Here is a 16,684-nt window from a genome sequence, read left to right as displayed (position 1 = left end):
AACAAAAATGAAAATAGTGTTTTCTGTCAGAAGCAAACACTATATATAGGGGGTTGGGTTGGTTTTGATAACAAGATAGTGGGAAAAGTCAGTGATTGCAAGTAAACAAAAACTGAGGTTTTGTGGATAACATAGGGACGAAATGTTACAAATGCGCTAAATCCCAGCCCCTATGCGGCTTCTTTTTTTGTCAACCGAATGAATGGAAAAATAAAAAAATTGATCGAATGCCGGTTTCTTGTCCGATGTGAAAATTATCTTCTTGATCTGAAGAGGATTCAAGTACGAAGCGTTCGGAATAATCTGCTGACGCCGAAATCCTTTAAATAGCCGGGAGAGTGGAAGGGGCATTCTATTCTTGAGCTTTGGATATAAAAAAACCAGTGTTACAAAGGCACTGGTTTTAAAAATTATTTGGTTTTTTTTAACTGTCGCACCGGGTATGTACCATGTAGTTGACGTCTACATTTGCTCCCAACCGGAAACGGTCGGTTAGCGGATTGTAATGCAGGCCACTGATGTGACGCTCTCGCAGACGAGTGGCGTCAACCCACTGCAACAGTTCCGCCGGACGGATAAATTTTTTGATGTCATGCGTACCACGAGGAACCATATTGGTAATGTATTCGGCACCGACAATCAACATCAGCCAGGCCCTGGCATTACGGTTGATGGTGGAGAAAAAGACGTGCCCTCCCGGTTTTACCAACCTGGCGCAGGCTTCCACTACTGACTGTGGGTCTGGGACATGCTCCAGCAACTCCATACAGGTGACGACGTCATATTCACCAGCACAGGTTTCAGCGTGCGTTTCTACCGTCTCTTGCACATAGTTAACGGTAATACCGCTTTCCAGTGCGTGCAACCGCGCTACCTGTAACGGTTCGCTACCCATGTCCAACCCGGTAACACTGGCTCCCTCCAGGGCCATGCTTTCTGCCAGAATGCCGCCGCCACAGCCGACATCCAGTACTTTTTTGCCAAAAATACCTTCTGCGTGTTGAGCAATATAATTCAGGCGCAGTGGGTTAATACGATGTAATGGTTTGAACTCACCTTCCAGATCCCACCAGCGGGAGGCTACTGCCTCAAATTTGGCAATTTCCTGGTGATCGACATTCAGGGGTTTGGTGTCTGCATTCATGGGTATTTATAACCTTGTCTTTATTTTCGCTATAGCGAGTATATCTATCCTGCAACCGATGTTGTAGTCGGCTGGTTATTCTTGTCGGTATGAAGGGATAAATGTGATGTGGCGATTCTTTTCTGTCCGGGTGACGTTTTTTCTGATGAATAAAAGTAGGGTAACGGGTGTGGAGTTTTCCCAGAAACTGCGCTTTGTGCTATAATTTTTCACCTTTTGAACCCGGGTGGATGCATTAATAGAGGGATAGCGGCTCCATGAGCGACCTTGCCAGAGAAATTACACCGGTCAACATCGAGGACGAGCTGAAAAGCTCATATCTGGATTATGCCATGTCTGTTATTGTCGGGCGTGCGTTGCCAGATGTTCGTGATGGCCTGAAGCCGGTACATCGTCGCGTACTGTTTGCGATGAGTGTACTCGGGAATGACTGGAATAAACCTTACAAAAAATCGGCCCGTGTGGTCGGGGATGTTATCGGTAAATATCACCCACATGGTGATAGCGCGGTGTATGACACTATTGTGCGTATGGCGCAGCCGTTTTCATTACGTTACATGTTGGTAGATGGTCAGGGTAACTTCGGTTCCGTTGACGGCGATTCCGCCGCTGCAATGCGCTATACCGAAGTTCGCATGTCGAAAATTGCCCATGAACTGCTTGCCGATCTGGAAAAAGATACCGTCGATTTTGTACCGAACTATGACGGTACGGAGCAGATTCCTGACGTTATGCCTACCCGCATTCCGAACCTGCTGGTAAATGGTTCGTCCGGTATTGCGGTGGGGATGGCGACCAATATTCCTCCTCATAACCTGTCTGAAGTGATCAACGGTTGCCTGGCCTATATTGACGATGAAGATATCAGCGTCGAAGGCCTGATGGCCCATATACCAGGGCCGGATTTCCCTACGTCGGCCATCATTAACGGCAAGCGTGGTATTGAGGAAGCCTACCGTACCGGTCGTGGCAAGGTTTATATCCGTGCTCGCGCCGAGGTAGAAGCTGATGCCAAAAGTGGTCGTGAGACGATCATCGTTCATGAAATTCCATATCAGGTGAATAAAGCCCGCCTGATTGAGAAAATCGCCGAGCTGGTAAAAGATAAGCGTATTGAGGGAATCAGCGCGCTGCGTGACGAGTCGGATAAAGACGGTATGCGCATCGTGATTGAAATCAAGCGTGATGGGGTCGGTGAGGTGGTGCTGAACCATCTGTATTCCCAGACGCAGATGCAGGTTTCTTTTGGTATCAATATGGTCGCCCTGCATCAGGGAAGACCTAAACTTATGACGCTGAAGGATATTTTATCTGCATTCGTCCGTCATCGTCGTGAAGTGGTTACCCGCCGAACTATCTTTGAATTGCGTAAAGCACGCGAACGGGCCCATATCCTGGAAGGCCTGGCGATTGCTCTGGTGAATATCGATCCGATAATCGAGTTGATTCGTCATGCTTCAACACCGGCGGATGCCAAAGCGGGGTTGATTTCCAAACCTTGGGATTTGGGTACCGTTGCCGCCATGCTGGAAAGTGCGGGGGATGATGCCGCACGGCCGGAATGGCTGGAGCCGGAATTCGGTATTCATGAAGGGAAATATTATCTCACCGAGCCTCAGGCTCAGGCGATTCTGGATCTGCGTTTGCAGAAGCTGACTGGTCTTGAGCATGAGAAATTGCTGGATGAGTATAAAGAACTTCTGACTCAGATTGCCGGGCTGCTGTACATTCTGCAGAATCCAGAACGTCTGATGGAAGTGATCCGCGAAGAGCTGGAAGCGATCAAAGAGCAGTATAACGATCCCCGTCGTACGGAAATCACCCATAACACTGCTGACATCAATATCGAAGATTTGATCAGCCAGGAAGATGTTGTGGTGACGTTGTCTCATCAGGGCTATGTCAAATATCAGCCGCTGAGCGACTACGAAGCACAACGTCGTGGTGGTAAAGGCAAATCTGCTGCGCGTATTAAAGAAGAAGATTTCATCGATCGCCTGCTGGTGGCTAATACCCATGACACTATCCTGTGTTTCTCCAGTCGTGGCCGACTCTATTGGATGAAAGTTTACCAGTTGCCGGAAGCCAGCCGTGGAGCACGCGGTCGCCCGATCGTGAATCTGTTGCCGTTGGAGCCAAATGAACGTATTACGGCTATCCTACCGGTACGTGAGTACGAAGAAGGGAAGAGTGTGTTCATGGCAACGGCCAGCGGTACAGTGAAGAAAACCGCACTGACTGGATTCAGCCGTCCACGCAGCGCCGGTATCATTGCTGTGAATCTGAATGACGGTGATGAGCTGATCGGGGTTGATCTCACCGATGGTAGCGATGAAGTGATGTTGTTCTCTGCTGCCGGTAAAGTGGTTCGCTTCTCCGAAGGCGCAGTCCGTTGCATGGGCCGGACAGCGACAGGCGTGAGAGGTATCAACTTGCAGGGCGAAGATCGGGTGGTTTCCCTGATTATTCCTCGAGGTGAGGGCGATATTCTGACGGTAACGCAGAATGGTTTTGGCAAGCGTACTGCGGTCATCGAATATCCAGTGAAATCCCGTGCTACCAAGGGCGTGATTTCAATCAAGGTGAGCGACCGCAATGGCAAGGTTGTCGGTGCGGTGCAGGTTGATGCGGCTGATCAGATAATGATGATTACCGATGCCGGCACGTTAGTACGTACCCGTGTATCCGAAGTCAGCATTGTTGGCCGTAATACACAAGGGGTTACGCTGATTCGCACGGCAGACGATGAAAATGTCGTTGGCTTGCAGCGGGTTGCTGAACCTGTAGAAGACGAAGAACTGGACGGTGTTGTGGCCGTTGAGGGTGAAGTGCCTGAAGACGAGGGTAATGTCGATGACATCGATAACGATGACGACATTCCCGAAGATGATGAATAACCCAGATACTTGCCCAGAGTAACCCAGAGCCAGCGAGTGATACGCTGGCTTTTTTTATGCAGTGTCGGTAGTGTATTCGCAGATTTTACCTATTGGTGATAATTCCACAACCTTACGGTATTCCTTTGAAATTTATAGCTTCATTTCAAACTACGCTCAAAGTATCCCGCTATATGTTCCGGGTACTGGCTATTATGCTGTGGCTCCTTGGCGCGCTGATATCGGTATTTTATGTCAGTAAGGTGATGAATGATAAAGAGTCGCAACTGCGTCAGATCTTCAACCTGAACTTTGATCAGTCGCAAGGATATATACGTCATGCCACCGATATTGCGCATGAATTGAAATACATGGCTACCCAACGGTTAAGCACTCTTTTGGCGGCAGAGCATGACCAGTCTGTGCCTGACAAATCATCATTGTTTTCAGTGTATTCCCTTGCTTCGGGGCGAAATTGCTCGGCGATATATGCTAAAAATCCTGCGCAGTTGACACCGCTGGTGACTTTTTTTGAACAGTGGCATGAGGATTTTTCTTCGGTTTACGATCTCAACAGAATCTTTTTTGTCGATAGCAATCAACAGTGCATGGTGGATTTTGGGATCCGCAACCAGTCTTTGGATAGTGAAAGCCTGATGAAGAATGTGCAGGACCACTTTCTGAATGAGAAAAATGAGCAATTGTTAGGCCGTCGGAACGACAGTGTTTTCTGGGTTACTCCTGGTCCTACATCAGATGTGGGTTATTTCTATGCCTTAACGCCAATTTATGACAATAACCGGCTCATCACGATAATGGGGATAGAACAAACCATTCGTCTGGATGATTTTCTGATGAGCAGTGATTTACCGATTGGCGTGAAATTGCTGGATAAAAATAATAAGACACTGTTGCAGTTCAGCGATATGAATCGTAATAGTGCAAGTATCAGCCATTACCCTGAGGTGATTAACTATTTTGGTTATGTCGATGGGTACAACGAGCTGATTCTGAAAAAGGTGTTGTTGCCAACCACATTAAATGTTGTGTATTCGCTGCCGCTGGATGTGCTACTAAGTGCGCTCAATTCGCTGATAATTAAAACTGTGGTGCTGAATTTGCTAGTGGCTGTTCTCCTGTTTTTGATGACGCGGCTCTTTGAGCGCAAGATATTCCGACCGGCAGAGAAGAATGCATTTCAACTGGAAGAAAATGAACAGTTCAATCGTAAAATTGTAGCTTCTGCCCCTGTGGGTATCTGTATTCTACGCCTTAGTGACGGCACTAATATTCTCAGTAATGAGCTGGCCCATAATTATCTTAATCTGTTGAGCTATGAAGATCGTTTACGGATCACCCATATTATTTGTGAACAGCAATCGAAGTCGGTCGATGTACTGACTGGACGCCAGCATCATCTGCAAATCAGCTTTGTCCATTCGCGCTATCGTAATGAGAATGTCGCCATCTGTGTGTTGCTGGATGTGAGTGCGCGTGTCCGGATGGAGGAGTCATTGCAGGAAATGGCAAATGCGGCGGAGCAGGCTAGTCAGTCTAAATCCATGTTTCTGGCGACGGTTAGTCATGAGTTGCGAACACCGCTCTATGGCATTATCGGTAATCTTGATTTGATACAAACCAAGACGTTGCCCAAAGATGCAAACCGTCTGGTTTCCGCCATGCATAACTCTTCTGAGCTACTGCTGAAAATCATCAGCGATATTCTCGACTTTTCCAAGATAGAGTCTGAACAACTGAAAATAGAACCCTGTGAGTTTTCCCCCCGTGAAGTCATCAGTCATATTGTGGGCAATTATCTACCGTTGGTTGTGAAGAAACGGTTGACGCTGTACTGCTTTATTGATCCCCGAGTACCGCTGAATCTTTCTGGTGATCCGGTTCGTTTACAGCAGGTATTATCCAACTTGATCAGTAATGCCATTAAATTCACTGATACAGGCTGTATTGTGTTTCAGGTGGGCTGTCGGGATGGTTATCTTGAGTTTCTGATCCGGGATACTGGCGTCGGTATTAATACCCGGGAAGTGATGAAGTTGTTTGATCCTTTCTTTCAGGCTGGAACAGGTGTCCAGCGTCATTTTCAGGGAACCGGACTGGGGCTGGCGATTTGTGAGAAGCTGGTCAGCCTTATGGATGGTGATATCATGATTGAATCTGAATCTGGTATCGGAAGCCAATTTGGCATTCGCATTCCGCTTTATCAGGCTAATTATGTTCATTCGGTGATTGACGCCAGTTTACAGGGGAAAAAATGCTGGTTGTTGGTCCGTAATGTACGTCTGGAGGGCTATTTACTGGATCTCTTGCAGGATCATGGGTTGGATGCTCGACGTCATGAAGGGCAGAAGATCGGTGCAGACGATGTGGTGATCGCCGATTATCTGTTAACAATGCCTGTAAGCATGCGTGCCTGGATCATGATTAGCGGTTCACATATCGGTTCTGCGCAACAAGTCAGTCCGGATTGTTGGGTGCACAGTACCTCTGCACCGCAGGATTTGCCGTTATTATTGCGGCGAATCTATCGTGTGGTGGCAGAACTTCCGGCATCGGTGACAACACCGGAAGTGGATAGTTACAGCCACAATGAAAATGAGTACATCAATATTCTGGTCGTGGATGATCACCCGATTAACCGGCGTCTGCTGGCAGATCAACTGGTTTCGTTGGGGTATCAGGTTATTACTGCCAATGACGGAATTGATGCATTAGAGCGGTTGAAGAAGAACAGCGTTGATATCGTGCTGACTGACGTCAATATGCCGAATATGGATGGCTATAAATTGACTCAGTGCCTGAGGGAGATGCAACAGACTTTTCCCGTGATTGGCGTCACTGCCAATGCCCTGGCAGAAGAGCGGCAACGCTGTTTACAGGCCGGTATGGACAACTGTCTGTCTAAGCCAGTGACGTTAGATACCTTGCAAAAAACGCTGTCCTACTACAGTAATCTGGTGCGACAAAAACAGGAATCATCCGCTTCTTGACTCTGGCTAACGTGGCCGGGAATGGCAAACAAGTATTCACCACGCCCGGTGTGTTTATTCTTTGTCAGAGGTAACGCTGACGGAAGACAGATAATTCAGCAAGGCGATATCATTATCGACACCCAACTTGGTCATCGCTGATTTTTTCTGACTACTGATAGTCTTGATACTACGGTTCAGTTTCTTGGCGATTTCTGTCACCAGTAAACCTTCGGCAAACAGACGCAGCACTTCACTCTCTTTGGGGGACAGTCGCTTGTCGCCATAACCACTGGCGCTGATTTTCTCCAGCACTTTGGTGACGCTTTCTGGTGTGAATTTTTTTCCTTTCTGCAAGGCAGCCAGCGCTTTGGGAAGGTCTGTTGGCGCACCTTGCTTTAACACAATACCTTCAATATCCAACTCCAGCACCGCACTGAGAATGGCTGGATTGTTATTCATGGTAAGAACGATAATGGAGAGCTGCGGAAAATGTCGTTTGATATATTTGATTAAAGTAATACCATCGCCATATTTATCACCAGGCATGGATAAATCAGTAATTAAAACGTCGGCATCCAGTTTAGGCAGATTATTGACCAGTGTTGTGGATTCCTCAAATTCACCCACGATATTTATCCATTCAATTTGCTCAAGCGACTTTCTGATGCCAAAAATGACAATAGGATGGTCGTCTGCAATAATTACGTTTAGGTTACTCATTGTTTATTACTCATGTTGTTAGTTACCCCCTGCTGTAGTAATGCACTGACAAAACGTTCAATTCGTTGAAGGTTATTTTCAATCTGTACACTATCCTGTGAGGTAATAAGTTTCTCCAGCTCTTCACATAATTGCTTGCCAGGGTGCAGATTCAACATGGCGAATACGCCTTTAAGCCGATGTGCGGTCTGCGCCAGTGACAAAAAATCGCCGTTTTCTGTTTCAGTATACAGTCTCTTTAAATCCTCCGGTACTGTCTCTACAAACAGTGAGTAATAGTCACTGTTTTTGATCTGACGGACGTAGAAACTGATGCCGTCAGCGTTTTCTGACACGGTATCTTCAGAAGAAGTTTCCAACTGCTGCTCAATCAGTTTCAGCATGGCATCGAGCATAAGCTGGCTGATGTTGTAATTGGTACGCAATCGACGATGACCTATCGGCACCAGTTGTGTGTCGTCACTGGTAACCAGAATGGTGTAATCGGTCAATTTTTCCATATCATCCGTAATCGTCAGCGCGGCCTCTTGTGTCATCAATCGTTCATCGTAAATAACACAATTGGCCCCCCAACTACTGACCATGCGATTGACAATGTGTTGCACTTCAATCGCGGTGATATCGAGTAATACGGTAATACCATCCAGCAATTTTTCGTCGTCGTCGTCGACAGGCAGAGCTTCCGGTTTCAGTATTAACGTCAGAATATAATGTGTTCCCAGTCCTGACTTACTGTTAATTTGTAACTGTCCCCCCAGTTTGTTACAAAGCTGGTTGCACAAAAATAGGGTTAGTCCGGAATTTTGATTGAATCGATCTGCCAGTGGCAGGGCAGAAAAAGGGTGGCGCAGATTATCCTGGATGACGTCAGAAATTTCAGTACCTGTGTCGCTGATCTGAATAATCAGCTGTTCAGGTGCATCGTCTGCCTGTGTCAGGGAAACAGTAATCTTGCCGTAATCTGTATTAGTGATGGAGTAATCCAGCAATAATGACAGCATTTTCTTTAACAGTTCGCTGTCACCACAATAAGTCTGACGCATGTCGAGATTATAATGGTTAAATAGCATCAATCCTTTCTGGCGAATATGCGGTAGTGATTCCAGCAGCAGATTGTCCATCAGTGTCAATAGCGAGAAAGTGTCATGTGCCGAAGTCCATTCCTCTGTCTCTAGGTGCGCTTGTAGTGAAATATTTTCTATCAGTCTGACGGCGCGGGCCGCTTCGGCAATTAATTGCCGAATGACTTGTTGTTGTTCTGGTTGGTAATCGGTTTTCTGTAGTGAAAGCGCAAGATCATATACTGATGACAAAGGTTGGTTGAATTCCTGACCTAAATTGCGAAATAGACTGCTGCGTACCTCAATATTCTTATCAAGCTCCCGTTGTGCCAACTGTAGCTTTTTATTCACCAGAATTTCCTGGTCCTGCTCACGCAGCAGGAACAGGTAATAATCAGGTGCTTCCTGGCTGTGGAACAGACGGACTTCATACATCTCGTTATTGACAGTCACTTGAATGACTCCCTGATGCTCCTCCGCCAGTGTTGCAATTTTCTTCAGGCTCAAATGCGGGGAGAGCCGTTCCGCCAGCGAGTTGGAGACCACTACCTTGTTGCTACCGAAATCGTAAACCAATACCCCGATGGGAACCTGACTGATAATTTCCGTATACATTCTTTGTTGTTTTTTAAGACGATACGACAGATCTTCCTGGGGACGAGTATAGTGACGGCGGAAGGCATAGAACCCCATCAGGGCAATGACCAGTAGAGCCAGATTAAGCAATATCAGCCAGATATTGGCGCTTAACATGTTGGTAATCAGACGACCCAGCGGAATCATGTAGATGATTTTGATCGGAGCATTCATTAGCTGCGCAGAAACTTCCAGTGTCCTGCCATCCAGAGTGACATCGGTGGGGATTTCATTCTCTGTCGTCGGTTCAATATTGGTTGGTGGTGTCTGCTGGCGCAGGATGAACCCTTCGCTGGACATATCCCTGGGAATCAGATCATTGATCGACAGATCGAATGCGATCACGGTTGCCAGATGTCCCGGCTGATTGAATGTCGTGCGCAGCGTAAAATAATAATCGTTGTAAAAGCGTAGTTTACGTAGCGGAGAGAAGCTTTCGCGTTCGTCCAGCGCATTGGCCTGCTGTAGCATCTCGGCTTTACGGGCTTCCACCATTGAGGAAATATAGTTACCGCGAAATTGTGAAGAGATATCTTTCAGTGGTTGGGTGGAGATCATCGTCAGGCTATTATCCGCACCGTTCAGATAATACAGCGAATATACATCAGTTGTGGCACCCCACAGAATGTCCAGGTACTGCGACATTTTGCGCATTGAATTCAGGGTCGCCTGGTCATGTTGCCCGAAGATCAGCGCATCTGTTTTCTGGCCGCTTTTTTCTGCATAAAATACATTCGGCACCAGTGTGATGAGATTGATATTACTGTTATCTGTGGCGGTGACAGGATCGTTGATCAGGTTTTTGTATATTTGGTCGGTATAGAATCGATAAGCATCGATACGCTTTTGCATATCTTCTGCAATATCAGTCAAATCGTATTTTTTCTCCGTCATCCAACTATTGATATAGCTATAGCTAAACACCCCGGTTATCAGGAGTAACAGCATAATGAACAGGGCGAAGTAACGAATGATGATGGCGGGCATTAAATCAGACTCCTGATGGACGGGTCACGGTGCGTGCACTTGCGCTGACAATCAATAGCAACAGTACGACAACACCCAGTGCCAGTGATAGGTTGCTCCATTGTGAAATGAATCCCAGCAGTGTTGGACCGGCCAGAATACCGATATAGCCGAGGATGGAGATAGACGCGATTGCCATATTGGTAGACATGGTTTTCTGGTTACCGGCAGCAGTGAAAAGAATGGGGACTACATTAGACGCGCCAATGCCGACCATCATAAATCCGACAATGGTCGTTGCCGGATGGTTAATGCTGATGCTTAACAGTAGACCCAAAGCGGCACACAAACTACCTCCTGCGACGACGGCGTAACGTCCTAACGCATTAACGATTCGGTCACCGTTAAGTCTTCCCACCGTCATGGTAATGGAAAAAGCCACATAACCGATACCCGCCCAGCTATTGTCAAAACCACGAGCGGTAGTCAGATAAAGCGCCCCCCAGTCCAGAATGGCGCCTTCGGTCAGAAACATTATGAAGCAAAGTATGCCTATAACCAGTACCCGACCACGAGGACGTACCAATAATGGCCCCTTGTTCTGTGTGCTTCTTGACCGGAGTAGATGACGTTGTGACCCAAGCAATAACAGCAGAGTGAGCGTCACCACCACCAATGTAGCGAAAAACGGTGACAGCCCCAGCCAAAGACAGGCGCTGAGCCCTCCGGCGCCAGCGATCCCCCCCACGCTGTAAAAGCCATGGAACCCCGACATCATGGCGTGGCCGCTGACCTGCTCCACCACCACCGCCTGAATGTTGATGGAAACATCAATAAGGCCAAGCGCAAAACCAAATAGAAACAGAACCACCGCCATTTCCAGTATGGTATCGGCTTGGGTCAGCGCAGGGAGTATCAGACATGTGCAGATTGTGGCTATCAGAATGACACGACGACAGCTAAAACGGCTGGTAAGGAATCCAGCCAGTAACATCGCGAGTAATGATCCGATACCAAGCGTTAATAACAATGCGCCGAGTGACGCATCGTTGATGCCGAGTCGCGTCTTTGCGAACGGTATCAGTGGTGCCCAGGCAGAAATGGTGATACCCGTAATGAAGAAGACGAGGCGTGTTGCCATCTGCTCGGGTCTGCCAGAAAGCGACGGTTGTCCGTTGGTCGTTTTGGGGTCTAATGTTGTACTCATAGCCTGATGGATACCGCCAGAAAAAACATGAGTCAGAAAAACACAAATAAGCGCTTACTTTTACCATAAGTGAATCATTTTATCGCGAAGGGAAGCGTTTTTCTCTGCGTGATTGCGAAATGAGGAGTATGAGCGTTAAACACAGTGATATATCCGTCATCTTTCAAGTTGCGGGTGCGTTGGTGGCGTCCAATGACGCGCCCATGACCAAACCTCGCCCTGTTGGAGCCGCTATAAACAGGGTTCAAATCTGCTCTCGACAGATTTGTTACCTGAATCACTTACCTGAGTGGACACATCGGGATTCCTTCACTTGACGTCTTTCTGCAACTCGAAATCTATTGGGTATATACCCGTCATACTTCAAGTTGCAGGTGTGTTGGCTGCGTTCGTTCACCCGAATCACTTACCTGAGTAAGCTCCTCGGGATTCACTCTCTTTCCGCCTTCCTGCAACTCGAATTATTTGGGGTATAGCCGGTTCTATCGAACTATAAAAAATGCCGGACGAACCGGCAATAGAAAAGAAAATATTCTTAATAGAGGAATGAAGATGATGAAGAATGATTAGTGTAATGCGTTCATTTTCTACTTTTTTATCACTTAATGCGAAATGATATCATATATCGACAGAATGTTTTTCATTCATAACATCCGTGTATGAATAGGCAATTATGCTGAAATATCTCATATTTAAATATGAAAAAAATTATAATTATTATTTTTAATGAAAATTTATGATTGTAATTTATTGATTATATTTATCTTTAACGACTTTTCCCTATTGCTTACGCATTGTCGTATCATATTGTAAATAAGTGTTGTTTTATGTGTTTAAAAATAGAGTATGTATCTCGACTTTTAAATGATAAACGTTGAGGTGGCCCGGAATTACGCTTTTTAGTGCCTTATCAATCAGGCGGGTGCTATTCCCGATTAAACGCCGTATTTATTGCCGTATCATCCACGAGGTTACCCATATCTGTAACTTAAAATCTATTAAGTACGCACCCGTTATCCTTCGAGTTGCAAATGCGTTGGTCGCCTTTGATTACTTTTTCCATTCCTGGACCTCACTCGGCCATTTTTTATTCTCTGAGATAGTGGATTTTGCGATTGATGCGGGATCGTACTTCTGTGGCATTTCGTTTCTACGAGACGGCCCGTATAATTCCATCCTTTCAGTTAGGATGCTGGGGTTAACGTGAAGCAACTTTCAGGCTTGTTGCAACGCATGCAGAAAGAATTAAGTAAACCATTGCCAGAGAAAGCCGGCTTTCGGCCCATTACATTGTCGATGACGCTGACTGAAACCTCCTTATTACTGGCATGGCTGGCGTCACAGCCCTTGTACCCCCAATTTTACTGGCAGCACCGTCAGGATGATGAAGAGGCCGCCGTGTGTGGCCAGGCCTGTAACTTCAATAATATTGGAGAAGCAGAAACGTTTTTGCAGCAGCATACGACTGATAACCGTGTTCGTATCTGGGGGTTGAATGCTTTCGGGCAACAACAGCGGGACGGAGAGCAGATAGCGGGCTACCTGTTCTTGCCACGTATTGCGCTATTGCGGCAGGGTAATCTGTTGCAGGTGTGCGTTAACCTGTTCAGTGACACATCGTTGCAGGATGATGCGCATCAGGCTCTGGCGTTTATGCGCCAGCTTGCCCCATTACACGCCCTACCACCGCTATATGCGGTAATTAAGCACACGCAGCACCAACCTGATCGCCAGCAGTGGATCGACATGTTGCACCACGCGCTGGAAGACATTAACGCTGGCAAAATGGAAAAGGTAGTTCCTGCTCGGGCGACCACCCTGACGCTGGATACGCCGTTGCGGGCGACAACGTTTATGGCCGCCAGTCGTGCAGTCAATCATCGCTGTTATCACTTTATGCTGGCGTTTGATGCCCATCAGGCTTTTCTGGGGTCCAGCCCCGAACGTTTGTATCTCCGCCAGATAAATCAACTGGAAACAGAAGCCCTTGCCGGGACCGTGGCCAGTGATCGGGACGACAGGCGCGCGGCAGAACTGGCCGACTGGTTGATGAATGATGTGAAAAACCAGTGTGAAAACATGTTGGTGGTGGACGATATCTGCCAGCGCTTACGTCAGTCGGCACTGACGCTGGATGTAATGCGACCTGAGGTTGTTCGTTTACGCAAAGTTCAGCATCTGCGACGGTCCATTCAGGTAACATTGCGTGAAGCCTCGGACCGTGTCTGCCTCCACCTGCTACAGCCCACTGCGGCGGTGGCAGGATTACCGCGAGTAGCAGCCCGACAATTCTTGGCGCAGCATGAGCCGTTTGACCGTCGTTGGTACGCTGGATCTGCCGGTTATCTTTCCCGTCAGCAGTCGGAGTTCTGTGTAGCGCTACGCTCGGCAGATATCGCGGAAAATATACTAACGCTGTATGCCGGCGCCGGTATTGTGGCTGGTTCTGATCCACAACAAGAGTGGCAGGAGCTGGAAAACAAGGCCGCTGGACTTAAATCGCTATTAGACGGTGATATGTCATAGTTTTGTTTTATGTTCGTTGTGCCAGTTGCTGGTTTATATCAAAGTCGATGGTACAGAAAAAAATATAATTATGACTACAACCCGCAACCAGAGTTGTTGAGACGATCATGTCCACAAATGTATTTAACCACCGCTGGGCTTCAGTGTTGTTCGAAGCGCTGACCCGTCACGGTGTACACCATGTCTGCATCGCGCCTGGCTCTCGATCTACGCCATTGACGCTTGCCGCCGCCAATCATCCGGCGTTGATTTGCCATACGCATTTTGATGAGCGTGGATTGGGACATCTGGCGTTAGGGCTGGCGAAGGCAGGACGTGAACCCGTCGCGATCGTTGTGACGTCGGGTACGGCAGCCGCCAACCTTTATCCGGCAGTGATAGAGGCGGGGTTGACCGGTGAACGGTTGGTCGTATTGACCGCCGATCGTCCGCCAGAGCTAATTGACTGCGGGGCAAATCAGGCTATTCGTCAAGCAGGCATGTTTGCTTCACATCCGCAGCAAACACTGAGCCTGCCCCGTCCGACACCCGATATTTCTGCCCGTTGGCTGGTATCCGCCGTTGATAACGCCCTGACATCACTTTCCTATGGCGCGCTGCATATCAATTGTCCATTTGCCGAACCACTCTATGGCGCTGATGACCCGAATATTTACCAGGATTGGCTGCAAACGCTGGGGGACTGGTGGCAGGAGGGTTCCCCCTGGCTGCGGGCGGATACTGCTCCGGCCGGGTGTATTATGCAGCCGGACTGGCTATCATGGCAGAAGAAACGCGGTGTGGTCATCGTTGGGCGAGTGCCGGCAGAACAGGGTGAAAAAATTGCCCATTGGGCACAACAGCTTGGTTGGCCACTGATTGGCGATGTTCTCTCACAAAGCGGACAGCCGTTGCCATGCGCAGATTTATGGTTGGCACACCCGCAGGCTGCGATTTTGCAACAGGCCGAACTGGTCGTGCAGTTTGGCGGTAGCCTGACCGGAAAACGGTTATTGCAGTGGCAGGCAGTGAGCCAGCCGCTGGAATACTGGCTGGTTGATCCATTATCGGGGCGTCTTGACCCGGCCCAACATCGTGGGCGGCGACTGGTGGCTGATATCGGTGTCTGGCTGACGGCCCATCCTTCTTCCGCTCAGGCTCCCTGGGCGAAAGCACTCGACGACTGTGTCGGGCGAGTACATCAGCAGGTGGTTTCTCGACTGACTTTCGGTTTTGGTGAGGCACAACTGGCGCACCGTGTTCCCGAATTGCTGCCTACAGATGGGCAATTTTTTGTGGGTAACAGCCTGACTGTGCGTCTGGTGGATGCTTTGGCGCAATTGCCGGCTGGATATCCGGTTTACAGTAACCGTGGGGCTAGTGGTATTGACGGTCTGATTTCTACGCTGGCTGGTGTGCAGCGGGCGAATAGTCGTCCGACACTGGGTATCATTGGCGATCTGTCGGCGCTTTATGATCTCAATGCGCTGGCGTTATTGCGTCAGGTGCCAGCACCCTTGGTGCTCATTGTGGTTAACAATAACGGTGGGCAGATATTTTCTCTGCTACCAACACCGCCAGAACAGCGGGAAATGTTTTACTGTATGCCGCAGCAGGTGGAGTTCGGCCATGCGGCGGCGATGTTTGGCTTGCGTTATGTACGAGCGGAGAACTGGCAGCAGGTAGAAGATGCGGTCACGCAAGGTTGGCAACAGTGCGACACTACTCTGTTGGAGGTGATGGTAACGCCAAAAGCGGGGGCTGAAACGTTGAGCCAACTGCTTTCCGAGGTAGCATCATGGTAATACATTGCCAGAAAATCGGAACGGCGCAGCCAGGACAACCGTGGCTGGTGTTTCTGCATGGGTTGCTTGGCAGCGGTGAAGACTGGCAAGCGCTACTGCCATTTTTGCAGGATCGTCCGGTGTTACTGGTGGATCTTCCCGGTCACGGTGCGTCTCGATGGGTCGCGGCGGACAGTTTTGCTACGGTTAGCCAACAGTTGCATGACCTGTTGGTTCAGCAATCGGTGACGGATTATTGGCTGCTGGGGTATTCGTTGGGTGGCCGTCTCGCCATGTATCACGCGTGCCAGCGTGATGACCCTGGGCTACGTGGATTACTGGTGGAGGGTGGGCATCCCGGTCTGGCCGATGTCGCACAGCGGGAAGCGCGGCAACAGCATGATGCACACTGGGCGGCGCGTTTTCGCACCGAGCCGTTGCAGCAGGTATTACCGGACTGGTACACGCAGCCGGTATTTGCCGATCTGAACAAAATGCAGCGTGAGGCGCTGACTGAGCGGCGCAGCCACAATCATGGCCCCGCCGTAGCGGGTATGCTGGAGGCAACTTCGTTGTCCCACCAGCCGTGGCTGGTGGACAAACTGCGCCAGCTTCGCGTGCCGTTTGGCTACCTGTGCGGCGACAGTGATAACAAATTTCAGGCGTTGGCAGCACAATATCAATTACCGCTCTTGAGCGTGGCCAATGCCGGTCATAACGCTCATCAGGCGAATCCGGCGGACTATGCCGCACGGATTCGTTGGTTTATTTCGCATCCCTCTAAGGAACAATGAT

General features: G+C 48.6%; 9 protein-coding genes. 5 read left to right on the top strand and 4 right to left on the bottom strand.

The features are described 5' to 3' along the window. Nucleotides 1-424: 424 nt before the first annotated feature. Nucleotides 425-1,144, bottom strand: coding sequence for a bifunctional 2-polyprenyl-6-hydroxyphenol methylase/3-demethylubiquinol 3-O-methyltransferase UbiG (gene ubiG / locus RS889_RS16685; RefSeq protein WP_315708072.1), 720 nt, complete (start codon nt 1,142-1,144; stop codon nt 425-427). A 257-nt stretch (nt 1,145-1,401) separates the two neighbouring features. Here ubiG and gyrA point away from each other — a divergent pair, with 257 nt between their 5' ends. Both gyrA and rcsC read left to right on the top strand, forming a co-directional pair. Further along, nucleotides 1,402-4,041, top strand: a complete 2,640-nt coding sequence (gene gyrA, locus RS889_RS16680) for a DNA topoisomerase (ATP-hydrolyzing) subunit A (RefSeq protein ID WP_315708071.1) — start codon at nt 1,402-1,404, stop codon at nt 4,039-4,041. 125 nt (nt 4,042-4,166) lie between these two features. Further along, complete coding sequence (gene rcsC, locus RS889_RS16675; protein WP_315708070.1) at nt 4,167-7,028, top strand: two-component system sensor histidine kinase RcsC; 2,862 nt, start codon at nt 4,167-4,169, stop codon at nt 7,026-7,028. Nucleotides 7,029-7,082: 54 nt separating this feature from the next. On the opposite strand, the gene rcsB is transcribed toward rcsC, so the two are convergent. Genes rcsB through RS889_RS16660 form a run of 3 tightly spaced genes read right to left on the bottom strand, consistent with a single transcriptional unit; the run spans nt 7,083 to nt 11,600 of the window. Next, complete coding sequence (gene rcsB / locus RS889_RS16670; protein WP_021015024.1) at nt 7,083-7,730, bottom strand: response regulator transcription factor RcsB; 648 nt, start codon at nt 7,728-7,730, stop codon at nt 7,083-7,085. Continuing rightward, the gene (gene rcsD, locus RS889_RS16665; RefSeq protein ID WP_315708069.1) at nt 7,727-10,414 is read right to left on the bottom strand and encodes a phosphotransferase RcsD; all 2,688 of its coding nucleotides are present in this window, start codon (nt 10,412-10,414) and stop codon (nt 7,727-7,729) included. The genes rcsB and rcsD overlap by 4 nt, the downstream gene beginning before the upstream one ends. Before the next feature lie 4 nt (nt 10,415-10,418). Beyond that, the gene (locus tag RS889_RS16660; protein ID WP_021015026.1) at nt 10,419-11,600 is read right to left on the bottom strand and encodes an MFS transporter; all 1,182 of its coding nucleotides are present in this window, start codon (nt 11,598-11,600) and stop codon (nt 10,419-10,421) included. 1,203 nt (nt 11,601-12,803) lie between these two features. Between RS889_RS16660 and menF the strand changes: the two genes are divergently transcribed. The 3 genes from menF to menH all read left to right on the top strand — a co-directional run bounded on the left by menF (nt 12,804) and on the right by menH (nt 16,683). Next, complete coding sequence (menF, locus tag RS889_RS16655) at nt 12,804-14,126, top strand: isochorismate synthase MenF (RefSeq protein ID WP_315708068.1); 1,323 nt, start codon at nt 12,804-12,806, stop codon at nt 14,124-14,126. Nucleotides 14,127-14,233: 107 nt separating this feature from the next. Then, complete coding sequence (menD, locus tag RS889_RS16650) at nt 14,234-15,910, top strand: 2-succinyl-5-enolpyruvyl-6-hydroxy-3-cyclohexene-1-carboxylic-acid synthase (protein WP_315708067.1); 1,677 nt, start codon at nt 14,234-14,236, stop codon at nt 15,908-15,910. Continuing rightward, nucleotides 15,904-16,683: a 2-succinyl-6-hydroxy-2,4-cyclohexadiene-1-carboxylate synthase gene (gene menH, locus RS889_RS16645; RefSeq protein WP_315708066.1), complete on the top strand. Its 780-nt coding sequence runs from the start codon at nt 15,904-15,906 to the stop codon at nt 16,681-16,683. Before menD ends, menH begins: the two co-directional genes overlap by 7 nt. Nucleotide 16,684: the final 1 nt, after the last annotated feature.

This window comes from Brenneria uluponensis, assembly GCF_032395385.1.
In the GTDB taxonomy this organism is placed as follows: domain Bacteria; phylum Pseudomonadota; class Gammaproteobacteria; order Enterobacterales; family Enterobacteriaceae; genus Prodigiosinella; species Prodigiosinella aquatilis.
This window is presented reverse-complemented; position numbering and strand designations above follow the sequence as displayed.